This window comes from Marinobacter sp. W-8 (genome assembly GCF_044342215.1).
Classification (GTDB): Bacteria; Pseudomonadota; Gammaproteobacteria; order Pseudomonadales; family Oleiphilaceae; genus Marinobacter; species Marinobacter nauticus.
On the sequence record NZ_CP172297.1, the window covers coordinates 2,021,984 to 2,043,747 of the forward strand.

Below are 21,764 nucleotides of genomic sequence, written 5' to 3' on the forward strand. Positions count from 1 at the left end.
CATGGCCTTTCTGCACGGTGGTGCGTCTGCCACAGGGCGCAGCCATCTGGATAAAGGCACATCCTGTGAAGATGCCTGGCAGGTCATCGAGACTGACACATCAATTGCCGCCTGCGTCTGTGATGGCGCCGGATCTGCCAGCCATTCGGCCCGGGGCGCAAACCTGCTGGCATCTTCCGTTTGCCAGGCAGTGATTGCCTGTGCTGACCACCTGCACTCTCCAACGTGTGTTCTTGCTCTGGTCGAAGCCATCGAAGCGGCGCGCCAAACCTTATCAACCGAAGGCCCCCTGTCGGACTTTCACGCCACCCTCTGCGGCGTGGTGATGAATAAAGAACAGAGCCTGGTATTCCACCTTGGCGACGGCGTTGCCATGGGTGTCAATTCCGATGACTGGGATGATTTTGTGGTCAGTGAACCGGAGAACGGGGAATTCGCGGAGACGACCTACTTTTTCACTCTGCCCGGCTGGAAAGATCACCTGCGGATCTTTACCGCCCCCAAGCACTATAGAACCTGGTTCCTGATGTCTGACGGAGCGGCGAGCTTCGCGGTCAAGACATCACCCTGGCGCCCTACCCCGAACTTTATGAAGCCCGTTCACGATTACCTCACCGGGCTTCCCGACACCCACGCCAGAAACCAGGCGCTGATGAGCACTCTTGAGTCGCCGGACACCGACCGCATCACCGCTGATGACAAAACCCTGGTATGGATCGATGATAAAACGCGGCTCTGAACTGGTCCTCACCTATCCCGATGATAGAAAAGAGCGCTTCCGGTTACGTGGAAAACCTCTGAACCGCGGTGCGGACGGTCTTATCTATGCCATGCCCGGAAAACCGCTGGCGTTAAAGGTCTACCACGAACCAGACAAAGACCCGGAGCGGCCCGGGAAAATACAGGAAATGCTCGCGTCTCCTCCAGACGATCAGGGTCTGACCCACTTTGCCTGGCCTGTAGCCTTGTTAACAAACAGCAAGGGGGCTTTTGTCGGCTACGCTATGCCGCTCCTGCCCATGGGTGACTACGTTAGCCTGGACCTGCTGCTTAACCGGAAGGGTCGAGAGCTCGCCCGGCTGCCGGAATCCAGAAATCTCAGAATTACCGCCGCCATTAATCTGGCCAGACGTGTAGCTCAGCTCCATGCCCGAGGGCACTGCATTATCGATCTGAAGCCGGCCAATCTCCTGGTGCATAAGCAAACCGGCGATGTGGTTGTGGTGGATTGCGATGGCTTTGCTATCCAGGGGGACCAGCAGTTTATACCTGGCCACCAGTACACCACTGGCTATATTGCCCCCGAAGCCTGGCAACGGGGGGCCAGCCCCGAGGAGCTCGGCCAGCCTCAGGACCGGTTTGCGCTTGCCGTTATAATCTTTCAGCTGCTTAACGAGGGTCTTCACCCCTATCAAGGCGTACCGGGCGATCGCCAGCACATCCCGTCCGATATTCAGGGGCGAATCGGCGAGAATCTCTATGCCTATGGGCGCCAGTCATCCGGGAAGATCAAGCCTTCGCCCTGGAGCTTGCACAGAGACTTTCCGGAAACCATTGCCACAGCATTTCACCAAAGTTTCCGCTCTGTTAATCATCGCCCCAAGGCGGAAGATTGGGTTGAAACGCTGAACGAGGCCCAGAAAACACTACGTTCCTGTCGTAAAAATCGCCATCACGCTTTCTGGAAAGATAACTGCCCGCTGTGTCGCCGTGAGTCCGTCGAAATCAAGGTAAAGAAACCTCAGCGAAGGCCACAGAAGAAGCGCCACAAGAGAGGGGCAACAACACTCAATCCCTATCAGCAGCAGTTGGCCCAGACCCTTGCACGTGCCTATCAAGCCCAGAATAACCCGCCGGCGAGTGCCGGTAACTCATCATTTTTCAAGGTGGTCAGCGTGCTGTTCGCGGTATTCCTGGCGGTGGGATACACGGTGCATCTTTACGGCGAACATACTGATCGGGCTGAACGAATCAAAGAACAGCAACGGATGGCCGAGGCAAACGAAAGTAAGCCAGAAAGCCCCAAAGCGCCCAAGCCAGAACCCAAATCCTATGGATGGAGGGAATTCGGACCCCGTGCAACGGGAATCTCGGTGCATCAGAGCAAACATACCTTACCGAAGTCACAAGCGCTCCTCAGCCCGGCTGAGCGTAGACGAAATCCGCCGGAACCCCACAGCGTCCCATATTTTGCGATCGGATCGTTTGAGTCTCACCACAGTATCCCGATGCTCTCGTTCTCCCCGTCAGGCCCAACATCGGATTTGGCCGTGGCAAAACCTGCCTCTCTAGTTCAACTGAGTGCACCAGCCAGCAAATTTTCGGACACCGGCATTCATTACCCGATAGGGCGCAGCTACAGATTAAACGACTGGTTTGTGCATCCTTCAAGCTCCGCGCTTTATGCGCGCCGATGCCAATTCCAAATGGACTGCTACGAGTTAGCCCGACTAAGTCGTAGCGGTAGGGAAAGCCTCATCACTGTTTCAGAAAGGCCGATCAATGATGGTTCCGGCAGGCGCAAGGGGATTGCGCCCTGGTACTTTGCAGTGACACGCGATGAGAGCCGTATCATTATCGCAGCGCCGACAAAATTGCTGATTTATTCAGTCGGTTCGCCAGAAAAACCTGTCGCCACGGTCGAGTATCCCGATGACGTTGCTCATTTGGCCGTATCCGATCTGGCCATCACCCCCGATGGCACAAAACTCTTTGTCGCCTTATCCCGGCACCGAAACTTCGGCCAGGAGTACGAGGCGAATGTCCTGGAGTTTTCAGTTAATGGATCGGAGATCGACCTGACCACCAACTTCGGCGCGTTATGGCCAACAGGCGGCACCATACCCGCCGGGTCGGTTGAAGTCAGTGATGATGGGGACACACTGGTGATTGGTGATTACCGTGATCTCCAGGATGACAACACAACGTACACATACCTTGGCAGCCCCATTAATGTGAAGACCGCACTGGCCGGCCTCACAGTCTGGAAACGATCGCAGGAAGTACCGCAATGGACACCGTGGAAAGACATTGCCCTTCCGCGCAGAAGCCCGATTGAGGCGCCATACAACCCGGCATCGTTCGTAATGTCATTGGGGAAAATGATGCAGGGCGACTACAGGTTTAACGCGAGCTTCCAGCTTGCCCGGGACGGCAGCCGTTTACTCAGTGGCATTGAGTACGAACACATTACGAAACAGCAGACAATTGCCCGAGCCTGGGTTCTTGATTTGCAGGAACCCGAGCCGGTGGTACGGTACCAGATAGAGCGAACACTGAACCGCTCATTCAGAGTGACTGAAAAAATCGCACCGTTCGCAAAGCTGTCGACCAATGCAGACCAGGCCATTATTGGCTGGGCAAGCTATCCCGGAACGACTGTGCTCGGGCAGATCCGCGAAATGGAATTAGCGCTGACCAGTTTTCTGCTCAGGAAATAAATCCGCCCAGGCCGCTTTCAGATAAAGCACCATGGACCACAAAGTCAGCACTGCCGCGATGTAAAGCAGGCCGATGGCCACATAAGCCCAGAAATTACCCGGCGGAAACGCCAGCAACCCGACAATGGCCGCCATCTGAGCGGTGGTCTTGATCTTGCCGATATAAGACACAGCAACACTGGCGCGACTGCCCATTTCGGCCATCCATTCACGCAACGCCGAGATCACGATCTCGCGACCGATAATCACGGTGGCGGGAATAGTCAGTAATACCGCCGAATACTCTTCGATCAAGACGGCCAGCGCCACTGCCACCATGAGTTTATCGGCCACCGGATCGAGGAAGGCGCCGAACGGCGTGCTCTGGTTCAATTTGCGGGCCAGGTACCCGTCCAGCCAGTCCGTCAGGCCTGCCAGAGCAAATATGATGGCGCTGACCAGGTAACTCCATTGCATGGGCAGGTAAAAGATCACCACGAATACCGGAATCATCACGATACGGGACATGGTCAGTATGTTCGGTAAATTCATGGTGTTCCTATTGGTCATGCAATGCTGCGTAAATGGTCTCTGCCAATGATTTGCTGATGCCCTGCACTTTGGCCATTTCATCAACACTGGCTTTTCTGAGTTCCTGGATGCCACCGAAATAGCGAATCAGTTCGCGCCGGCGCTTCGGCCCAACCCCTTCGATACCTTCCAGGGTCGACTGGCGCCGCTTTTTATCTCGCCCGGCCCGGTGTCCGGATATGGCAAAGCGGTGGGATTCATCCCGAATATGCTGTATCAGGTGCAGTGCCGGAGAATCCGCCGGTACTCGGAATACGGCCCCAGTTAAGGCGTCAATCAGCTGCTCCATCCCTGCGCGCCGGGTCACACCCTTGGCGACACCAATCAGAGGGATATCGGAAATTCCAAGCTCTTCAAACACTTCACGAGCAACATTCAACTGGCCCTTACCACCGTCGATAAACACCAGATCTGGCCGCTTGCCCTCGCCGTTCACCATCCGCCGGTAACGCCGGGTGAGTACCTGTCGCATAGCGGCATAGTCATCGCCGGCGGTTATGTCCTGGATGTTATACAACCGGTAATCGCTTTTCAGTGGCCCATTCTCGTCGAAAACCACACAGGATGCGACGGTATTTTCCCCATGACTGTGGCTGATATCGAAGCATTCCATACGGGAAGGTGTTTCCGTCAGCTCCAGCAGGTCGCGCAGGGCCAGCAATCGACGATACACGGTTTCTTTGCTGGCGAGGTGTGTCAGCAGGGTTTGCCGGGCATTGGTCATCGCCAGCTCCAGCCAACGCCGGCGTTCGCCCCGCACATTGCCGCGGATGCGGGTTTCTCGTCGAGCGGCTTCCGACAGGGCCTGCGATAACAATTCCTGCCCGTCTACCGCCACCGGCACCAGGATGTCGCGCGGAATCTCCCGCCGGGTGTCGCCACCGAAATAGTACTGGCCCAGAAACGAGGCCAGCAATTCGCCTTCGGTCTGTTCCAGGGAATAGCGAGGAAAATAATCCTTGGTGCCCAGCACCCGCCCGCCACGAACAATAATCACAACGATGCAGACCACACCGGCATCCTGGGCAATGGCGATGACATCTGCATCCCCTCCCTCACCGTCTACGGATTGCTGTTCCTGAACATGGCGAAGATTGTTGATCTGATCTCTGTACGCCGCGGCTTTCTCAAACTCCAGCGCCCGTGATGCATCCTCCATGGACTGCATCAGGTCCTGAATAATCGCCGGGTTCTTGCCCTCCAGAAACATGCTGGCGTGCCGGATATCCTCCTGGTATTCCTCAGGGCTGATAAAGCCGACGCAAGGCGCCGTGCAGCGGTTGATCTGGTACTGCAGGCATGGCCGGGTTCTGTTTCTAAAATAGCTTTCACTACAGGACCTTATGCGGAAAACCTTTTGTAGAATATTAAGACTTTCCTTGACCGCTCCCGAGCTTGGAAAGGGCCCGAACCAGGTGCCACCACCCTTTTTGGTGCGGCCCCGCCGAAAGGTCAGCGAGGGATAATCCGAATGCGAGGAGAGATAGATATAGGGATAGGACTTATCGTCCCTCAACAGAATATTGTAGGGCGGCCGCAGCGATTTGATCAGATTCTGTTCCAGCAGCAACGCTTCTGTTTCACTGCCGGTAATAGTGACTTCAATGGCCGCAATCTTGCCCACCAGGGCTTCGGTTTTAGGGGCCAAGCCTGATTTACGGAAATAACTGCTGACGCGCTTGCGAAGGTTGCGGGCTTTACCCACGTAGAGGATGCCACCGGTATCGTCATACATACGATAGACACCGGGGCGTTCTGTCAGTTGTTTCAGGAAATTCTGGCTGTCGAACTTCCCGGGAGATTGCTCGGGGTCAGACCTTGTCGGCATCCAGCAATCCAAGCCTTACTGCCATCAGTGCCAGTTCCACATCACTGGAAATCTCCAGCTTTTCGAAAATCCGGTAACGGTAACTGTTTACGGTTTTCGGGCTCAGGCACAGCTTGTCGGAGATATCCTGAACCTTCTGGCAATCCACCACCATCATGGCAATCTGCATTTCGCGCTCAGACAGGCGCTCGAACAACGACAGCTCGCCGTCTTCATCCCGCTCACCCCCGAGCTGTTTCAGTGCCATTTTCTGGGCAATTTCGGGGCTGATGTAGCGCTGGCCGGAATGGGCTTTACGAATGGCCCGCACCATTTCCTGAATGTCAGCGCCTTTGGTGACATACGCGGTGGCGCCGCTCTGCATCACACGGGCCGGATAGGGGTCGTCAGCACAGGCGGTAACCACGATAACGCGAATGGAATCATCAATACGAAGAATGCGCCGGGTCGCCTCCAGGCCGCCAATACCGGGCATGCGAATATCCATCAGGACAATATCCGGACGGTTTTCACGCACACAGTCAATCGCCTCTTCGCCAGACGAAGCCTGGCCAATGACGTCTATATCGGGATTGTCAGCCAGCATGCGAGTGATACCCGAGCGTACGAGCTCGTGGTCATCAACAACCAATACCCTGATCAAAACTCACCTCGCCGTCAGGTATGAGGAAACAGGCCGATTGTAACGGTTAGCAGCGTCAGCCGGTAGGCGGCATGAAAAAAACTGCCAAAATGGGCACCTTGATCACAGACTATTGCCGGAAGGGGAGCCCAGGCCGGCGGTGTTCTCAACCGGATCGAACCAGACCACCAGTTCTCCCCTACGCACAGCTTCAAGTACGCGCTCCCGCTCTGCCAGAGGACTTTCGGTGTCATTCAACCCGTGATAACGGGTGCAGTATTCCTCGGCCAGGCCCTCGAGCTGATCAGCCGTAAGCAAACCCGTGTCTACTACAAATTTTTCTTCTCGCGGGTCCGGATCGGAAGGCTGCACTGCATCGTTACTCATAGAACCTCCAGTCAGTCGCTGTATGTTACGGTTTTATGAGCCAGACAAGAACCCCCGCAGATGAAGACACATCATCACGTTTCTGGAGAGCGGGTGCGGAAACGGGCAATGAGCTGCTTCATGCCCACCGATTCCTGCCTAAGCGCTTCACTGACAAGGCGGGTATCCTCCACATTCAGAGTCAGGGTCTCAGCACTCTCACCGAGAGCCTCCGCACGACGCCCCACCCTCGCGATTTCACCCCGCTGCAAGGAAACCGCACCCTGCACACTCTCACTCTGACGCTGCAGCTCATGGAACTGAGCCGCCAGACCTTCCACGTGCGCTCTCAGGGCATACAGATTAGCGCGATTCATTTCGCCAGCGCCCGCCATATCTTCCAACAGTGAGTCTGCGTTATTTGCACCCACGACAAGATCCTGCACCCACTGGCGAATATTGGCGGTGGATTCCGAGGTCCGACGCGAAAGCGTGCGTACCTCATCTGCCACCACGGCAAATCCCCGGCCGTGTTCGCCCGCCCTGGCTGCTTCAATGGCCGCGTTCAGGGCCAGAAGGTTGGTCTGCTCGGCAATATCGGCGATCACGCCGGTGACTTGCTCGATTTTTCCGGTTGCGTCTATCAACGCAGTGATCGACTCAGAAACCCGTCCAATCACCTCAACCGTGTGGTCAGCGCCTTTCTCACTGTTAGCCAGCCCCTCACGGACTTCGCTGTTGGCATTGACAGCATGCATCACCGTTGCTGCAGAGTGCTCGGTGGCCTGTTCGATCTGGGACGGCTGATCAGCGATGGAAGCCATAGACTGAGCCACATCAGAAATCTGGCGGCGAGTGCTTTCGGCGGTTTGCTGCAGTGCTTCCGCTCCGTTATCCAGGCTGGCAGAGCGTGCATCAAGCCCTGAAGCCGCTGACCGAACATCCTCAACAAAGACCTCAAAGCGCCGGACCAGTTGTTCAATAGCTCCGGCCACGCCGGCAACCTCGTCACGACCTTTTACCGCCAGGATCTTGGTCAGATCAGCGTTCTGCTCCATGGCCGACACATCCCGGGCCATGGCCTGCAAGCGAAGGATCACCGAAGTCCGTAGCCAGAGCGTCATCGCCACGACCAACGCAAGAAAGACCAGGGCGCCACCAAGCAGGAACCTCTGCTGGTCTGCCAGATAATGCAACAGTTCCGATGCGCTCGCAGTAACGCCATCGCGACTGGCTCTCTGGCGCTCAGTTATCGCCGTCAGCATGGGCTCCAACGCCTGGAACAGTTGAAAATCGACGATTTTTCCCACTTCATAGTAGCTGCGCTGGCCTATTCCCTGTTTCATGTCCGCCATCAGCGCCACGACCCGGTCATATTGCTCGCGATTGTCCCGTGACCAGGTGCCTAACCCGGGATTCTGCTGAATCCTCTGCCAGTGCCGGGGAATTGAGCGCTCCAACTCGGTGAACAAAGGATCGATTTCGTCCCACAGTAAAAGCTGTGCCTTGATCTTGTAAGCCAGATCCTGCAGCAGTCGATGGTCCTGCTCCAGATCAACCAGCATCCAGGATTGCTCGAGACTCTCTCCAACCAGTGCCTGCGAGGTATGCTCGGCTTTCGCTATGATCATCCAGGCAATGAACGTGAGGCCGGCAACAGCAGCCACCGACAGCAACGCAAACGCCAGGATTCTGGCGCGAACAGTGGTCAGCATAAAAACTCCGATCAGGTGTACCCGGTCGGAGGGTATGCCCGTTTTATGACACTTTTATGTATTTGCTTGCGTCATTTTTTCGATACTACGTTTGGCGATCTTCAAAAATAACTGCTAAATCACTATCATCGCTCTTTTATTTCCGTTCGGATGCTAATGAATCACCACGCTTTCAAGCTCACCCTGCCGATTTTATTTGGCTACATCCCCCTTGGTATGGCCTTTGGTGTGTTGTTTACCACGCAACTGGATTATCCCTGGTGGATTGCTCCCTTGATGGGCCTTGTTATCTACGCCGGTGCCGGCCAGATTCTGGCGGTCACCCTGCTGGCTGCCAACGCCGGACTGGTTGAGGTGGCCGTTGCCATGTTCGTACTGAACGCTCGACATCTCTTCTATGGGTTGTCGCTGCTGGGGCAATTCCGTGGCGCCGGCTGGCGTAAGGCGTATCTGATTTTCGGTTTGACCGATGAAACCTATTCCCTGCTCACCAGCCGCCCCCGTTCGGCCAATCGCGAACAGGAACAGCATGTGGACTTCCGGATCACGGCCATGAACCAGGGCTACTGGATTGTCGGATGCACCTTGGGTGCGGTACTCGGCAAGACTGTCGCCTTCAACAGTACCGGCATTGAGTTTGCACTCGTGGCGCTGTTTATTGTGCTCACCATCGAACAATTGAAAGCATTGGGGGATTCGTTTCCGGTGTGGGCGGGGGCGGCGGCAGCTGCGTTTGCCATGATGCTGGTGCCGGTAACCCATCAACTGATAGCAGGCATTGTACTGGTTACTGCAGTGCTTCTTCTGCACTACCGGAAGTATCGAACAGACACCATGGCAGGAGACGCAAATCGTGGGTGAAAGTAGCTACCTGGCGGCGTTTATTGCCATCTCCGCCCTGGCCACATTTGCGACCCGGGTGGTGCCTTTCCTGTTCTTTGAAAAGCACACGGAACACCCTCTGGTCAAACACATCGGGCGCTTCCTGCCCGCAGCCGTGATGGCATTACTGGCCACAGTATTTTTGCAGAGGTCTGCGGACTGGCAGGCACAGGCACCTGGCGCAGATGCGCTGATACCCGCATTACTGGTGGTTGCCGTTCACCTGTGGCGCAGAAACGCGCTGCTTTCTATCGCGGCCGGCACTGCAGCCTACATGGCCATTCAGCAATCAGGCATTCTGTAAGGCACCCGAAAATCAGGGGGTGCCCTCAACATTGGCCACCAGCCGGGAATCTTCCAGCGCGGCCGTGCGGTGCTTCACCACGCCCTTGTATTCCGGGCTTTCAATCATCGCCAGAAACGCGTTAATGGAGGGGTAGCGGACCAGCAGCACCTGATCCCAGGATTCATCCGGCGGCGCAATCAGCGAACCGACGGAACGGCCAGACCAGATCACCTCGGCACCAACTTCCGAGACACTGCGGGCAGCCTCTGTCATATAACGCTTGTAAGCATCCCTTCCGGAACAGTCTTCGCTGTCATCCTTGTATGCAGCCTTGTCCCTGAACCGAAGCAGATTCAGCATCACAACAGGCTGATCTTTGGGGATTTCATCAAGAATCTTCTGTAACTCTTCCTGAGATGGATTGACGGTCGCCATAGTTGTCCCTGTTCATTCGTTTGCAGGATGGCTCTTTGATGCCATTCTTTGAATAGGACAGTAAACGAAAATCCCGAAATGTGCATCTCCATCTTCGCCTTTCGGAGGGGTTCCCTTGCATTATTGACCTTCGTCAAGCAAGAATTGAGGCCACACTACGGCTATAAGCACATAACCATCAGTGCTAAAGCGTACTTATTCAGAACAAGAGAGAGACAATCGACCGTGAGCAAACTCCCAGTGATACTGGCCGCAATCGGGCTGGCCACCACGGCAGGTATTGCATCTGCTGCGTTATCTGGCGACCCACAAAACGGCAAGGAGGTCGCCAACCTCTGCGTAGCGTGCCACCAGGCCGATGGCAGCGGCAAACACATCGAAGGTGGAGAATCCTGGCCCAGGCTGGCGGGGCTGAATGCCACCTATCTGGCCAAACAGTTGCATGACATCAAAGATGGCTCCCGGACCAGCCCCACCATGATGCCTTTCGTGAACATGCTGGACGATCAGAAGATTGCCGACGTTGCGGCCTACTACAGCCAGCTTGAACCCACCGCTGGTGAAGGCGGCCAGAAAGCCGATGACGCACTTCTGACCAGAGGCGAACAACTGGCCCAGCGTGGCGACTGGTCCCAATACGTGGTTTCCTGCAAGAGCTGCCACGGCCCCGGGAACCAGGGTGCTGGCGACATATTTCCCGGCATTGCAGGCCAGCACGCGGGTTACATCGAGGCACAACTGAAAGCCTGGAAGGAAGGGACCCGCAAGAACGATCCCCAGGATCTTATGGGCTCCATTGCACGCCGCATGAGCGATACCGACATTCACGCGGTCGCCGTCTGGCTTGCCAACCAGAACACCCCCAGCAACTGAGGGACAAAGATCATGATGCGCACACTGCTAACCATCGCCCTCTCCGGCTGCGTAATACTTCCGATAACCGCTGCGGCCAATGACGACAGAACCCAGGCCTACATCGATCAGCTCACCGCCATGGGCTTTCCTGCCCCGAACGAAAACCAACTGGTACACATTCCGCCGTCCATGGCAGACCTGGAAGAAGCCGACATCCATCCGGAACTGAAAAAGGTTATCCGCAGGGGCTATGACCTGTTCACCAACACCCAGCAACTGCGTGGCAAGAATGTGTTCAACAATATGAACTGTTCCAGCTGCCATCTGGGCGAAGGCCGGATGCCTTTCAGCGCGCCTATCTGGCCTGCTGCCGTGACTCTGCCCGGCTATCGCGGCAAGAACGGCCATGTAAACAATCTGGAGGAACGGATTGCGGGCTGCTTCACCTATTCCATGAACGGCAAGCCGCTGGAGTACGGCAGTGACGATATGCTGGCACTGTCTGCCTACCATCAGTGGTTGGCGACAGGTGTGGAGATGTACCCCAAACAGCCCATCTACGGCCGCGGCTTCCCGGCGCCCGAGCGGCCGGCTGAACTGAGCTACACCAACGGTGAAAAGCTGTATCAGGAAAACTGCGCGGTGTGCCACGCTGAAGATGGGACAGGCCTGCGTATCGACGGCCACACAGTATTCCCGGCCCCTTGGGGCGATATGTCCAACAACTGGGGTGCCGGAATTGTGCGCCTGCATACCGCAGCTGGCTTTATCAAAAACAACATGCCATTGGGGCAGCCCAACTCCCTGACCGATCAGGAGGCCTGGGATATCGCCTTCTACATGGACAGCCAGGAGCGGCCACAAGATCCGCGCTACACGGGCGATGTGAAGGAAACCGCTGAAAAATTCGGCCCCACCTTCCACAAACATTCCATGTATGGTCAGGTTCGGGAATCCGATGGCAAGTTACTGGGTGACCACGACAACACCGGAGACAAGCCTTTCCTGAAGCCAGACTCAGTGAGGTCGAGAACATTCGACTGACAGGCGTTATAATGCGGTATCACAGGCCTCCCTTGCGGAGGCCTTTTTGCTTGCAATCAACGCAAGGAGGAACACGATGACCATCAATCGCTGGCACTTGCTGGTAAGCGGCAAAGTACAAGGCGTTTACTACCGGGCATCCACCGAACAGAAAGCCCGGGAACTGGGCCTGACAGGCTGGGTACGAAATTTACCGGACGGCAGGGTCGAAATCATGGCAGAGGGCGATCCACTTCAGCTCAAGGCACTGCATGAATGGTGTCACAAAGGCCCGGAACGCGCTGTCGTCGATCAGGTTGCAACCCAGGAACTGCCGGCCACTCAGGAATTTTCTGACTTCAGGACCACACATTGAGCAGTCTTCTTGATACCTTTCTGTACACGCTGGAGACCACCCTTCCGGTATTCGCCATGGTCTTTATCGGCATCGGTCTTCGCCGCATTGGCTGGATTGATCAGGGGTTCATCGCCACCGCCTCTGCCCTGGTTTTCAAGGCCACACTCCCCACCCTGGTATTCCTGAGCATCATCAGAGCCGATCTGGATACCACCCTCAGCATCAGCATGCTGGCATTCTACTTCCTGGCGACCCTGGCCAGTTTTGCCCTGGTCTGGTTCTGGGCAATAAAACGGGTTCGGCAAGAGGATCGCGGCGTTTATGTCCAGGGGGCGTTTCGAGGCAACTGTGGCATCGTTGGCCTGGCGTTGGCCGCCAACCTCTATGGCGACTATGGGCTCTCGGCCGGGGGGCTGCTGCTGGGTCTGGTGATTGTGGTCTACAACTCGTTGTCGGTGATCGTGTTGCTGGCTTATCAGCCGGGAAAATCCATGAGCCTGAGCAACACCCTTCGAGACATTACCCGCAACCCCCTGATTATCGCGGTGGTACTGGCCATCCCGTTCGCAGCCTTTGAAATCAAGCTTCCAGGCTGGGTAATGACGAGCGGTGACTACTTTGCCTCTCTCACTCTTCCGCTCGCCCTGCTCTGTATCGGCGCGACAGTCTCGCTGAAATCCATCCGCAGTGACAGTGGCCCGGCCATGGGTTCATCCATCTGGAAGATGGTGTCTTTGCCGGCCCTGTGCACACTTGTAGCCTGGCTGGCCGGCTTTGAAGGGCGCGAACTCGGGCTCATGTTCCTGTTCTTCGCCAGCCCAACGGCAGCGGCCAGTTTCGTGATGGTGAAGGCTCTGGGCGGCAACGATCGCATGGCAGCAAACATTATCGCGCTGACGACCTTGCTGGCGAGTGTGACGGTAACTACCGGGGTGTTTGTGCTGCAGTCGATAGGAGTTGCCTAAGAATAGGAGGGATTATTCGGGCCTGCGGCCCTCACCCCTTCGGGGCCGTCGTCGCTTTGCTCCGACGTTCCTGCGGCTGCTGCGCAGCCTTCGGTCGAACCCGCGAGGGTTCTTCTACCCACCCAATCGGCCAATAAAAAACCCCAGCATTTCTGCTGGGGTTTTGTATTGGCGGAGAGGGAGGGATTCGAACCCTCGATACGCTATTAACGTATACACACTTTCCAGGCGTGCGCCTTCAGCCACTCGGCCACCTCTCCAATAAACTGTTTCAAATCAGCGATGTCGTCGCTCATTTGAGGGCGCAAACTTTAATGGTTTTGACGGCGTTTGGCAACTCCATGTTTTGAATTCATCAAAAATTTTTTCAGAAGAACCTTACGACGGCCTCGGGCATAACAAACCCGGGGTCCATGGCGTATCCTTTCAGGAAACCCGCTCAACACGTTCAGGAGAATGACCATGCTGATGAAAGCCGACCAATCCACCCTGTTGCTCATTGATGTCCAGGAACGGCTGATGCCTGCCATTAGCGAAGGCGATGCGGTTGCTGAGCGTTGCATTACGCTGGCAACCATCGCCGGACTGCTTGGCGTTCCTGCGATTGCAACCGAGCAGCTACCTGAAAAGCTTGGGCCGAATCTTGAAGGCGTTAAGGAGCTCTGCTCCACAACCCTGGCGAAAACCCATTTCGACGCCTGCCCGGACGGGCTCATCGATGAATTACCAGAAGGCCGGCAACATATTGTCATCGGAGGCTGCGAAACCCACGTATGTATGCTGCAAACCGCCCTGAGCCTCCTGGATGCCGGCTACAAGGTATGGGTGGTGGCCGACGCCACCGGGTCCCGTAGCGAACTCGATCGGGACGTTGCCCTGGATCGACTGCACCAGAGCGGCGCTCGCATTGTTACCACTGAAATGGTGGCTTTCGAGTGGATGGTTCACTGCAAGCACCCACACTTCCGCGACATTCAGGCTCTGATAAAGTGAATGACAGAAGGTAGACACGTTATGCTCAACATGGATTTTTCCCAGCGCGTTGTTATCCGTACCCACGGACAACGCTGGGTCCCCAGCCCCGCCGCAGGCGTTGAGCGCAAGCCACTGGCCCGAGAGGAAGCCGAGCGGGGCCACGCTACCAGCGTTGTACGCTATAAGCCCGGCTCTTCCTTTTCTACCCACGAACACCCTCTGGGTGAAGAGATTCTGGTGCTTGAAGGCGTTTTTTCCGACGAGAACGGCCACTATCCGGCCGGCACCTACATCCGGAATCCTCCGGGCAGCAGTCATGCACCGTTCAGCGAAGAAGGCTGCACCCTGCTGGTCAAACTCCATCAGTTCGACCCGAGAGATACCGCGACGGTTCGAATCGATACCAATGCCGGCCACTGGCTGCCCGGCATTGGCGGTTTACAGGTTATGCCGTTGCACGAATTCGAGCATGAGCACGTTGCCCTGGTGAAGTGGCCGCCCAACGAGACCTTTCAGCCACATCGTCACTTTGGTGGAGAAGAGGTCTTTGTGCTGTCGGGCGAATTCTGTGATGAACACGGCCGGTATCCCGCAGGAAGCTGGATTCGCAGCCCGCATATGAGCGAACATCATCCGTTTGTTGAACAGGAGACGGTCATCTGGGTAAAAACCGGCCACTTACCGGTAAACCACTCCCCTGAAACGTAAAAAGGGCCCCAGATGGGGCCCAAAAGCGCGTGCAACGCTGCTTGCCAGCAATCATATTCAGGACGCGTAACGCCCTTGCCACCCAGCGCCACCCAGCGCCACCCAGCATTTCATCGCTGGCCCGCTCGTGGCCATTACCAGTGAGGTGTAATTCGCCTGCCGGCACCGCGAAGACGTGATAGGCCTCAGGACCGAAGGGATCAAGCGCGGTATCGATGTATTGGAACCGATCAGGAACCGGCTCACCCGACATTGCTACCCGGAACTGCCGTTCCACCGTGGGAGTGGTTACATTCAATGGCTGCTGTACCCAAAGGAAAACCGCCTTATGCGGCACCAGATACTCGCAGCGTACCACTTCATAACCCTCTCTCAAGGTCAGGGTGGTAGGCTCTTTACCAGGTTCGAGTCTGAACTTGTGAATCGTTTTCATAGCTGCGCTCCTCTGGATACTGCGGAATACGATTCCATAATGGGGCAGCGCAAGCTTCGATAAAATAAGTTTTCTTAAGCAAAAAACATCGGCTTTTTCGAGGATTTAACAGCTTGGCGCCTAGCGCTCAAAGATCCCCTGACGAGCCTCACAGATTGCGCGCACACCCTCGTGGGCCAGCTTGCGGCTTCGGGTGACTGCAAACAGCTGGTCTGTCACTTCATCGAGCGAAGCAATCAAAGCCACCTGATACTGCCGGCACACCTCATCCTGAATCATCGTAGGGGCTGCGAATACACCGACTCCCTCGCGACCAAACACCTTGATAAGGGCGCTGTCATCGACTCGGGCAACCAGGTTCATTCGCACATTATTGAGGTTGAACCAGTGCATCAGTTTCTCGAAATACGGCGCATCGGTAGCGTTCGCCAGTAACGGCTGGTGATTGAGCGAGTGAGGAAAGCCGGTCTTGAGTTGCTCCGCCAGTTCGGGTGCAGCAAACAGGCTGATGGTAGACCGGGATAATGGATGAACCGCAAAACGCTCAGGAGATTCTGCCTGGGGCATTCTATCGGTCAGTACCACGTCCAGCTCCTTCCGCTTGAGGCTGAGAAGAAGGTCTTCCGTCCGGCCGGTCCGGCATTCCAGTTGCACGGACCGGTTCAGCTTCATCGCCGGGTGAAGGAGGTAATAGGCGATCAGTTTGTGGATAGACGCCGATATGCCCGCAGACAAGGAAAGCGGCCGATGTTCAGGCCCCGCCCTCAGGGTTTCAGACAACTGACCGGTCAGCTCGAAGATCTCATCGGCATAACTGCGAACCATATGGCCGAGTTCTGTGAGCACCAATTGCCGACGCTCGCGGCTGAATAACCGGCCGCCCACCGCGCCTTCAAAGGTCGCAAGCTGGCCACTGAGGGTCTGGGGTGCCAGGTCGAGCACCTCGCTCGCCCGGGCAATAGAGCCTTCGCGACTGATTACCCAGAAATAATAGAGATGTCGGAGGTTCAGATTCTCCACATCGGCCCCCTACTCCGCATTGAACAGTTCCGGGCTATTTTTTGCGATAGATGATGCCAGGGTGACACTGGACCATTTCGTAGAGATTGGGAAGCCCGTTCAAAGACTCAGAAGCACCAAGAATCAGATAGCCTCCGGGGTTCAGAGCCCCATGCAGCCGGGTAAGAATGTCCTTTTTCAGTTCCGCTGAGAAATAGATCAGCACATTCCGGCACATGATGATGTCGAACTTGCCAAGCATGTATCGATCCAGCAGGTTCAATTCCTTGAATTCCACCATGGACTTGATTTGCGGTCGAATCTGCCACCCACCGTTGGCCGAGGGGGTAAAAAAGTGTTTCTGGCGCTCCGGGGATAGCCCCCGGCCGATGGCGATCATTTCGTATTCGCCACGGCGGGCAACTTCCAGCACGCTTTTGGAGATATCCGTTGCGGTGATTTTTACATCCCGTAGCTTACCTGGCCGGGTACGGCGGAATTCGTCCACCACCATGGCTACAGAGTACGGCTCCTGGCCAGTAGAACAGGCGGCAGACCAGATTCTCAGGGGCTGGAGTGAATTTCGCTCGGCGAACTCCGGCAAGAGCTTTTCCTGCAGAATCCGGAACGGATGATTATCCCGAAACCACAGCGTCTCGTTGGTGGTCATCGCATCGATGACCACTTCGCGCAAACCCGCCCGACCAGGCCTCTGCAATCGTTCGAGAAGCTCTCCAAGGGAGTTCAGGCTGTTTTCTTCGAGTATCCGCCGAAGCCTGCTCTTCACAAGGTACTGCTTGTTATCACCCAGCAGAATGCCGCACGCATCCTGCAGGAACTTTTTAAAGGCTTCGTATTCCTGGGGCGTTATGTCCGCTTTCATTGGATCTCTTCGTGGGTGAAACCGTCAGCCGAGCATCAGTGCTGATCAATAATCTCCATTACTCGCTCGGCCAGCTCATCCGGGCTGAATTTCGCCATGAAATCGTCTGCGCCCACCTTCTGCACCATCGCCCGGTTGAAGACACCGCTCAGCGAGGTATGCAGCATGACATACATTTCTTTCAGCGCCGGATCTTCCTTGATTCTGGTAACCAGGGTGTAGCCGTCCATTTCTGGCATCTCAACATCAGAGATAATCAAAGACAGGTGGTCGTTCGCTTTCGACCCGTCCTGAGTAATCTCCTTGAGATACTGTAACGCCTGCTTGCCGTCGTTTTTCGTAACTACTTCCATTCCGATAGCGGTCAAACAGCGCTCAATCTGCCTGCGAGCCACGGAAGAATCATCCACAACCAGCACGGGCAAATGGCCGGGAACCCGTTCCGCACTTCGGCTGACCAGCTCTTCCGTCACATCTTCCCTGAGCGGAGAAACTTCTGCAAGAATCTTTTCTACATCTATGATTTCTACAAGTTTATCGTCAATCTTGGTAACCGCCGTGAGGTAGACATCCTTTCCGGCACCCTTCGGTGGAGGCAGAATGTCTTCCCAGTTCATATTCATAATCCGGTCTACGCCCGTTACCAGAAAGCCCTGAGTTTTACGGTTGTATTCCGTGATGATCACGAAACTGGTGGACAGCTGCTCCTGCGGTATACCCGGCAAGCCAATCGACATGCTCAGATCGATAATCGGAATGGTTTCACCGCGGATGTGGGAAACCCCTCGAACCACGCTCCGGCTGTTGGGAATCGATGACAGCTTGGGGCACTGAAGCACCTCTTTGACCTTGAATACGTTGATGCCGTACATCTGCTGCCCCCGTAAACGGAACAGCAACAGTTCGAGCCGGTTCTGACCGACCAGCTGGGTGCGCTGGTTAACGCTGTCTAATACCCCTGCCATGATGCTTTACTCCTGGCGTGCCTATACCGGCATCAATATTGCTTCAATCTTTGTAAGGTGGTTTCAGGCCTGTCCAAGACAATTCTTTGACGCCTGAAGACCTGTTAAGGGTTAACGGCCCAAGAACCCGAATCCTTAACGAATTTCGACAAAACACACAGATAAAGACAGCATAGGACAAACCGGTGCGTATGCGAATCATCTTTTTGGCTGCATTGTGCCTTTTACTGAGCCCGGTCACTCAGTCTTCAGAACGTACCACTGCTGAAACCATCCGCAACGCCGCCCAGATGTTTCTGGCCAGGTGGTCCGAAACCCTTGCAGCCGAGGGCTATGAAAGCAGCTATGAAGTCGGCGCCATTGATAGCCGCATCGCCCTTGCCGCCTGCAATCAGGATCTGAACACCGAATTTGCGGGCGATCCGCTGCAAACCACCAGCCCGTCTGTACTGGTATCGTGTAGTGGTGAACGCCCCTGGAAAATGTACGTGACCACCAGCGTTGAGGTTCATGGCCCTGCCCTGGTAGCGGCTCGACCCCTGGCGCGCGGGGAGCGTTTGACACAGGATCTGGTAACCGTAAATTCGGTTCAGATCAACGCCAGTCGCCGCGGCGTACTCACCCGGAAGGAATCTGTTTCAGGCATGATGATGCGCCGCCCGGTGAACGCCGGCACGGTAATGACCCCGGATCTCCTTGAAGCTCCCAACGCGATTGAGCGGGGTGACCATGTTATTATCACCGCGCGCTCAGGCTCATTTTCGGTATCATCTCGCGGTAAGGCACTGGCGAGCGCGGGCGTTGGAGAACAGGTACTGGTGGAAAATCTCCGCTCGTCCCGGACAGTCAAAGCTCGTGCCGTTGGACCCGGGCGGGTCGAAATTCCGATGTAAGGCGGCAAACAGCAAGAGCGGCAAATGTTTTCCGTTTTGTAACTAAAGTATGGCGCGGATTTGCCGTTAAGCAGATATAAACCCGAATACGCCACTTTCGTGTGGCCCCAGGCAAGCAGGTATTGATATGTCAGTTGACTTAAATGGAATTGGCCCCGGCCAGGTCAACACCACGCGCACCACGGCCGACAAAGCCTCAGGCAATCAAACGTCACAGGCGCCCACAGGCGAGCAAGCCAAGGCCCAGAGCCCCGCTGCCCGTGGCGAAAACGTGAACCTGAGCAATCAGGCGAAAAACCTGAAGCAACTCGAGCAGAAGCTGGGGGACTACCCCGAAATGGACGATGATCGCATCGAACAGATTCGTTCTGCTCTTGAGAACGGCACCTACAAGGTAGATGCCCAGAAACTGGCCCAGAAAATGCTTGAGATGGATAAAAGCATTTTCGGGTGAGTAAAGCATGACTGCACATGAACAGTTGAAAGCGATTCTTCAGGAAGATATCCGCCAGCTTGAGTTGCTGGCGGAAGTACTCCACCAGGAAAAATCCGTGCTCTCCTCTGCGGATATCCAACCCCTCCAAGAAATGACCAGCCGGAAAAACCAGATTCTTGAGGGCATACGCGAACGCGCCAAAAAGAAGATTCACCTGCTGGTGAATATGGGCTACAAGCCCAATGCCGGAGAGCCATCACGCTTCATTCGCGCCGCTGGTATGGATGAGCTCCACCAACTCTGGAAAGAAGCCGACACTCGTTTGCGCGAATGCCAGGCCGTGAATCAGAACAACGGCCGAATTCTCGGGCACCTGCAAAAGCGCCTGTCACGCCTTACCGACATCTTCCGAGGTGCTTCCGCCCAGCAGAAGCTCTATGGTGCCAAAGGCCAGCAGACCAACGTCTCAAGCACCAATATTCTGGCCAGCGCCTGATACGCCCATCGCTCACAGACAACGAAATGCCCGGAGATCTTCCGGGCATTTTTCGTTTCAGGGCAAGGTTTTCAACGCGTATAGATGGTCATCTGGGCATCCGGGTGAAAGCGGATATCGCGAATGCTGACATTGCCCATGGGTGGAGTCTGGCCGCCCATCACGCGAATATTATCCATCCGGATTTCCTCGATACGCTCCGGAAATGCCAGCCTCAGGCCTCCGTCTTCCTGTAGCGAGTAGCGAGGCTCTGAGTCCCGGTAATGCACACCCGTAATTGTAAGGTCTGAATCCAGAAAACTGAGCACCGGCACGAATACATTGGCCGCCAGTCTGATCCCTTCCACCACATCGACATCGGGAGATTCTCCTGAGAGATCGTCCCGGGCGCTGGCGGGCATGGAAGACACGGCCTCCAGGCGCTCCATCAGGCCAATACCGCTTTGTGCAGACACCCCTGACATTTCCTCTTCCGAGAGGGGTGTGAGTCCGCTCCGCTCGTAGAGTTCGCCCGCTCCGGCGCCTACCTGCGCTGCGTTGGTGTTGCTGGACGCCAGTGACACCAGGGGCTGAAATGGCAAGGTGACCATGGTAACCAGCGCTGCTGCATTCCGGTAGCGCGACTGATGCTTGAGTACGCGGTGGAGCTCCCTCTCTGAGATCCAGCCGGCAGCGATTAACACCTCACCGAGGCGCTGCCCGGTCTCCCGTTGAGCCCGAAGCCCCTCTTCCAGCTGACCCTCAGACAGGTAGCCACGATTGATCAAAAGCCGGCCAAGCCGGGATTTCTCTTCAAAACCCTGACGGATTCTCACCAGATTCCTCCTGCAGTATCAGTGATCACCGTACAACCCGGCCCGGTATTCAACAGTCAAGTGAAGCGTAGCCCACAACCTCTGAGCGTGCTGTTCTGATTTACCCTTAATGGCGTAATGATCTGTTAAGATCTGCACAAACTACGTAATAACCGGATTATCTCAGTATTCTGGTCACCACCTGTAACAGAGAGCTGCCTTGAAATGACAAATCCCGTAAAACTCGTCCCGATTGTGATGTCTGTCCTGTTTGCCTTCGTTGCCACTCTGCTGACCACCTCACCAGCCGTGGCCCAGAACGAGGAACCGGCACTTCCTGAGGTCCGTTTTGTCACGACGGAGGGCTCTTTCGTGCTTCAGCTTCGGCCCGATGTTGCGCCCAAAACCGTGGAAAACTTTCTGGCTTACGTAAACAGCGGTTTTTACGATGGCACCATCTTTCACCGAGTGATTCCCGGCTTCATGGTTCAGGCCGGCGGATTCGATGAGAACCTGGGGCGTAAACAGACCCGAGCTCCCATCGTGAACGAAGCTACCAGCACCCTGCCCAACCTTCGCGGCACCATCGCCATGGCCCGAACCAATGCGCCGGATTCTGCCACCAGCCAGTTTTTCATCAATGTAGCCAATAATGATTTCCTGAACGCCGGAGTTCGAGGCCCGGGCTATGCGGTTTTCGGCAAGGTGACCGATGGCATGGGTGTGATTGATCGTATCGCAGGGGTCCAGACCGGCTACCATCGCGGAATGGCCGATGTTCCCGTGAGCCCGGTCATCATCGAGTCCGCCGAAGAAATCACAAAAGACAACTGAGCC

25 protein-coding genes and 1 tRNA gene are annotated in these 21,764 nt (G+C 55.8%); 14 read left to right on the top strand and 12 right to left on the bottom strand.

Annotated features, from left to right (window positions below; genetic code table 11):
* Position 1: 1 nt before the first annotated feature.
* Together ACF8YQ_RS09425 and ACF8YQ_RS09430 are read left to right on the top strand one after the other, a co-directional pair.
* Positions 2 to 739, top strand: coding sequence for a PP2C family serine/threonine-protein phosphatase (locus ACF8YQ_RS09425; protein ID WP_396621230.1), 738 nt, complete (start codon positions 2 to 4; stop codon positions 737 to 739).
* On the top strand, positions 696 to 3,440 hold the full coding sequence (locus ACF8YQ_RS09430; RefSeq protein ID WP_396621231.1) for a hypothetical protein: 2,745 nt from the start codon (positions 696 to 698) through the stop codon (positions 3,438 to 3,440). The genes ACF8YQ_RS09425 and ACF8YQ_RS09430 overlap by 44 nt, the downstream gene beginning before the upstream one ends.
* On the opposite strand, the gene pgsA is transcribed toward ACF8YQ_RS09430, so the two are convergent.
* The 5 genes from pgsA to ACF8YQ_RS09455 form a co-directional block, all read right to left on the bottom strand.
* On the bottom strand, positions 3,408 to 3,971 hold the full coding sequence (pgsA, locus tag ACF8YQ_RS09435) for a CDP-diacylglycerol--glycerol-3-phosphate 3-phosphatidyltransferase (RefSeq protein WP_113879744.1): 564 nt from the start codon (positions 3,969 to 3,971) through the stop codon (positions 3,408 to 3,410). The two genes, ACF8YQ_RS09430 and pgsA, sit on opposite strands and share 33 nt — an antisense overlap.
* A gap of 7 nt (positions 3,972 to 3,978) precedes the next feature.
* Entirely contained in the window at positions 3,979 to 5,838 is a 1,860-nt protein-coding gene (gene uvrC, locus ACF8YQ_RS09440) for an excinuclease ABC subunit UvrC (RefSeq protein WP_219193244.1), read from the bottom strand.
* Positions 5,822 to 6,481, bottom strand: a complete 660-nt coding sequence (uvrY, locus tag ACF8YQ_RS09445; RefSeq protein ID WP_011784699.1) for a UvrY/SirA/GacA family response regulator transcription factor — start codon at positions 6,479 to 6,481, stop codon at positions 5,822 to 5,824. The genes uvrC and uvrY overlap by 17 nt, the downstream gene beginning before the upstream one ends.
* Positions 6,482 to 6,583: 102 nt before the next feature.
* Complete coding sequence (locus tag ACF8YQ_RS09450) at positions 6,584 to 6,847, bottom strand: hypothetical protein (RefSeq protein WP_014421676.1); 264 nt, start codon at positions 6,845 to 6,847, stop codon at positions 6,584 to 6,586.
* A 74-nt stretch (positions 6,848 to 6,921) separates the two neighbouring features.
* Complete coding sequence (locus tag ACF8YQ_RS09455; RefSeq protein ID WP_396621232.1) at positions 6,922 to 8,541, bottom strand: methyl-accepting chemotaxis protein; 1,620 nt, start codon at positions 8,539 to 8,541, stop codon at positions 6,922 to 6,924.
* A 156-nt stretch (positions 8,542 to 8,697) separates the two neighbouring features.
* Here ACF8YQ_RS09455 and ACF8YQ_RS09460 point away from each other — a divergent pair, with 156 nt between their 5' ends.
* Together ACF8YQ_RS09460 and ACF8YQ_RS09465 are read left to right on the top strand one after the other, a co-directional pair.
* Positions 8,698 to 9,402, top strand: coding sequence for an AzlC family ABC transporter permease (locus ACF8YQ_RS09460; protein WP_396621233.1), 705 nt, complete (start codon positions 8,698 to 8,700; stop codon positions 9,400 to 9,402).
* On the top strand, positions 9,395 to 9,727 hold the full coding sequence (locus ACF8YQ_RS09465) for a branched-chain amino acid transporter permease (RefSeq protein WP_014421679.1): 333 nt from the start codon (positions 9,395 to 9,397) through the stop codon (positions 9,725 to 9,727). Before ACF8YQ_RS09460 ends, ACF8YQ_RS09465 begins: the two co-directional genes overlap by 8 nt.
* Positions 9,728 to 9,739: 12 nt before the next feature.
* Here the strand turns inward: ACF8YQ_RS09465 and ACF8YQ_RS09470 are convergent, their stop codons facing one another.
* On the bottom strand, positions 9,740 to 10,144 hold the full coding sequence (locus ACF8YQ_RS09470) for a DUF1330 domain-containing protein (RefSeq protein ID WP_011784694.1): 405 nt from the start codon (positions 10,142 to 10,144) through the stop codon (positions 9,740 to 9,742).
* Positions 10,145 to 10,369: 225 nt separating this feature from the next.
* Between ACF8YQ_RS09470 and ACF8YQ_RS09475 the strand changes: the two genes are divergently transcribed.
* The 4 genes from ACF8YQ_RS09475 to ACF8YQ_RS09490 all read left to right on the top strand — a co-directional run bounded on the left by ACF8YQ_RS09475 (position 10,370) and on the right by ACF8YQ_RS09490 (position 13,345).
* A complete protein-coding gene (locus ACF8YQ_RS09475; protein ID WP_396621234.1) occupies positions 10,370 to 11,017 on the top strand; it encodes a c-type cytochrome in 648 nt (215 codons plus the stop codon).
* A gap of 12 nt (positions 11,018 to 11,029) precedes the next feature.
* A complete protein-coding gene (locus ACF8YQ_RS09480; RefSeq protein WP_022992765.1) occupies positions 11,030 to 12,043 on the top strand; it encodes a c-type cytochrome in 1,014 nt (337 codons plus the stop codon).
* 76 nt (positions 12,044 to 12,119) lie between these two features.
* On the top strand, positions 12,120 to 12,398 hold the full coding sequence (locus tag ACF8YQ_RS09485; RefSeq protein ID WP_396621235.1) for an acylphosphatase: 279 nt from the start codon (positions 12,120 to 12,122) through the stop codon (positions 12,396 to 12,398).
* The gene (locus ACF8YQ_RS09490; RefSeq protein WP_396621236.1) at positions 12,395 to 13,345 is read left to right on the top strand and encodes an AEC family transporter; all 951 of its coding nucleotides are present in this window, start codon (positions 12,395 to 12,397) and stop codon (positions 13,343 to 13,345) included. Before ACF8YQ_RS09485 ends, ACF8YQ_RS09490 begins: the two co-directional genes overlap by 4 nt.
* Positions 13,346 to 13,514: 169 nt before the next feature.
* Here the strand turns inward: ACF8YQ_RS09490 and ACF8YQ_RS09495 are convergent.
* Positions 13,515 to 13,605: transfer RNA gene (locus ACF8YQ_RS09495), tRNA-Ser, on the bottom strand.
* A gap of 202 nt (positions 13,606 to 13,807) precedes the next feature.
* Between ACF8YQ_RS09495 and ACF8YQ_RS09500 the strand changes: the two genes are divergently transcribed.
* Positions 13,808 to 14,338: an isochorismatase family protein gene (locus tag ACF8YQ_RS09500; RefSeq protein WP_153740153.1), complete on the top strand. Its 531-nt coding sequence runs from the start codon at positions 13,808 to 13,810 to the stop codon at positions 14,336 to 14,338.
* A 21-nt stretch (positions 14,339 to 14,359) separates the two neighbouring features.
* The gene (locus ACF8YQ_RS09505) at positions 14,360 to 15,028 is read left to right on the top strand and encodes a cupin domain-containing protein (protein ID WP_396623291.1); all 669 of its coding nucleotides are present in this window, start codon (positions 14,360 to 14,362) and stop codon (positions 15,026 to 15,028) included.
* Here the strand turns inward: ACF8YQ_RS09505 and ACF8YQ_RS09510 are convergent.
* The 4 genes from ACF8YQ_RS09510 to ACF8YQ_RS09525 all read right to left on the bottom strand — a co-directional run bounded on the left by ACF8YQ_RS09510 (position 14,976) and on the right by ACF8YQ_RS09525 (position 18,308).
* Complete coding sequence (locus ACF8YQ_RS09510; RefSeq protein ID WP_396621237.1) at positions 14,976 to 15,461, bottom strand: hypothetical protein; 486 nt, start codon at positions 15,459 to 15,461, stop codon at positions 14,976 to 14,978. The genes ACF8YQ_RS09505 and ACF8YQ_RS09510 overlap by 53 nt on opposite strands.
* Positions 15,462 to 15,581: 120 nt before the next feature.
* A complete protein-coding gene (locus tag ACF8YQ_RS09515; RefSeq protein ID WP_396621238.1) occupies positions 15,582 to 16,481 on the bottom strand; it encodes a LysR family transcriptional regulator in 900 nt (299 codons plus the stop codon).
* 34 nt (positions 16,482 to 16,515) lie between these two features.
* Positions 16,516 to 17,343 carry a CheR family methyltransferase gene (locus tag ACF8YQ_RS09520; RefSeq protein WP_396621239.1) on the bottom strand — a complete coding sequence of 276 codons (828 nt, stop codon included), beginning with the start codon at positions 17,341 to 17,343 and terminating at the stop codon, positions 16,516 to 16,518.
* Positions 17,344 to 17,378: 35 nt separating this feature from the next.
* Complete coding sequence (locus ACF8YQ_RS09525; RefSeq protein WP_224848098.1) at positions 17,379 to 18,308, bottom strand: chemotaxis protein CheV; 930 nt, start codon at positions 18,306 to 18,308, stop codon at positions 17,379 to 17,381.
* Between the two features lie 185 nt (positions 18,309 to 18,493).
* On the opposite strand from ACF8YQ_RS09525, the gene flgA reads away from it, so the two are divergent.
* The 3 genes from flgA (at position 18,494) to ACF8YQ_RS09540 (ending at position 20,133) form a co-directional block, all read left to right on the top strand.
* Positions 18,494 to 19,201 (top strand): flagellar basal body P-ring formation chaperone FlgA, encoded by a 708-nt coding sequence (gene flgA, locus ACF8YQ_RS09530; RefSeq protein WP_288589782.1) that lies wholly within the window; start codon positions 18,494 to 18,496, stop codon positions 19,199 to 19,201.
* Positions 19,202 to 19,328: 127 nt separating this feature from the next.
* Positions 19,329 to 19,655 (top strand): flagellar biosynthesis anti-sigma factor FlgM, encoded by a 327-nt coding sequence (gene flgM, locus ACF8YQ_RS09535; RefSeq protein ID WP_011784682.1) that lies wholly within the window; start codon positions 19,329 to 19,331, stop codon positions 19,653 to 19,655.
* A 7-nt stretch (positions 19,656 to 19,662) separates the two neighbouring features.
* A complete protein-coding gene (locus ACF8YQ_RS09540) occupies positions 19,663 to 20,133 on the top strand; it encodes a flagella synthesis protein FlgN (RefSeq protein ID WP_226597387.1) in 471 nt (156 codons plus the stop codon).
* Positions 20,134 to 20,204: 71 nt separating this feature from the next.
* Here the strand turns inward: ACF8YQ_RS09540 and ACF8YQ_RS09545 are convergent, their stop codons facing one another.
* Positions 20,205 to 20,948, bottom strand: a complete 744-nt coding sequence (locus tag ACF8YQ_RS09545) for a pilus assembly protein PilB (protein WP_396621240.1) — start codon at positions 20,946 to 20,948, stop codon at positions 20,205 to 20,207.
* 204 nt (positions 20,949 to 21,152) lie between these two features.
* On the opposite strand from ACF8YQ_RS09545, the gene ACF8YQ_RS09550 reads away from it, so the two are divergent.
* Positions 21,153 to 21,761, top strand: a complete 609-nt coding sequence (locus ACF8YQ_RS09550; RefSeq protein ID WP_396621241.1) for a peptidylprolyl isomerase — start codon at positions 21,153 to 21,155, stop codon at positions 21,759 to 21,761.
* The last annotated feature ends 3 nt before the right edge of the window (positions 21,762 to 21,764 follow it).

What these genes read in the sequence shown, in the direction of transcription:
- ACF8YQ_RS09450 (WP_014421676.1), bottom strand. Translation starts at nt 6,847, where the DNA reads ATGAGTAACGATGCAGTGCAGCCTTCCGATCCGGACCCGCGAGAAGAA.
- ACF8YQ_RS09525 (WP_224848098.1), bottom strand. Translation starts at nt 18,308, where the DNA reads ATGGCAGGGGTATTAGACAGCGTTAACCAGCGCACCCAGCTGGTCGGT.
- ACF8YQ_RS09430 (WP_396621231.1), top strand. Translation starts at nt 696, where the DNA reads ATGACAAAACCCTGGTATGGATCGATGATAAAACGCGGCTCTGAACTG.
- ACF8YQ_RS09540 (WP_226597387.1), top strand. Translation starts at nt 19,663, where the DNA reads ATGACTGCACATGAACAGTTGAAAGCGATTCTTCAGGAAGATATCCGC.
- ACF8YQ_RS09470 (WP_011784694.1), bottom strand. Translation starts at nt 10,144, where the DNA reads ATGGCGACCGTCAATCCATCTCAGGAAGAGTTACAGAAGATTCTTGAT.
- ACF8YQ_RS09425 (WP_396621230.1), top strand. Translation starts at nt 2, where the DNA reads ATGGCCTTTCTGCACGGTGGTGCGTCTGCCACAGGGCGCAGCCATCTG.
- ACF8YQ_RS09485 (WP_396621235.1), top strand. Translation starts at nt 12,120, where the DNA reads ATGACCATCAATCGCTGGCACTTGCTGGTAAGCGGCAAAGTACAAGGC.
- uvrC (WP_219193244.1), bottom strand. Translation starts at nt 5,838, where the DNA reads ATGCCGACAAGGTCTGACCCCGAGCAATCTCCCGGGAAGTTCGACAGC.
- pgsA (WP_113879744.1), bottom strand. Translation starts at nt 3,971, where the DNA reads ATGAATTTACCGAACATACTGACCATGTCCCGTATCGTGATGATTCCG.
- ACF8YQ_RS09455 (WP_396621232.1), bottom strand. Translation starts at nt 8,541, where the DNA reads ATGCTGACCACTGTTCGCGCCAGAATCCTGGCGTTTGCGTTGCTGTCG.
- ACF8YQ_RS09500 (WP_153740153.1), top strand. Translation starts at nt 13,808, where the DNA reads ATGCTGATGAAAGCCGACCAATCCACCCTGTTGCTCATTGATGTCCAG.
- flgM (WP_011784682.1), top strand. Translation starts at nt 19,329, where the DNA reads ATGTCAGTTGACTTAAATGGAATTGGCCCCGGCCAGGTCAACACCACG.
- ACF8YQ_RS09520 (WP_396621239.1), bottom strand. Translation starts at nt 17,343, where the DNA reads ATGAAAGCGGACATAACGCCCCAGGAATACGAAGCCTTTAAAAAGTTC.
- ACF8YQ_RS09550 (WP_396621241.1), top strand. Translation starts at nt 21,153, where the DNA reads ATGACAAATCCCGTAAAACTCGTCCCGATTGTGATGTCTGTCCTGTTT.
- ACF8YQ_RS09505 (WP_396623291.1), top strand. Translation starts at nt 14,360, where the DNA reads ATGCTCAACATGGATTTTTCCCAGCGCGTTGTTATCCGTACCCACGGA.
- ACF8YQ_RS09480 (WP_022992765.1), top strand. Translation starts at nt 11,030, where the DNA reads ATGATGCGCACACTGCTAACCATCGCCCTCTCCGGCTGCGTAATACTT.
- ACF8YQ_RS09460 (WP_396621233.1), top strand. Translation starts at nt 8,698, where the DNA reads ATGAATCACCACGCTTTCAAGCTCACCCTGCCGATTTTATTTGGCTAC.
- ACF8YQ_RS09510 (WP_396621237.1), bottom strand. Translation starts at nt 15,461, where the DNA reads ATGAAAACGATTCACAAGTTCAGACTCGAACCTGGTAAAGAGCCTACC.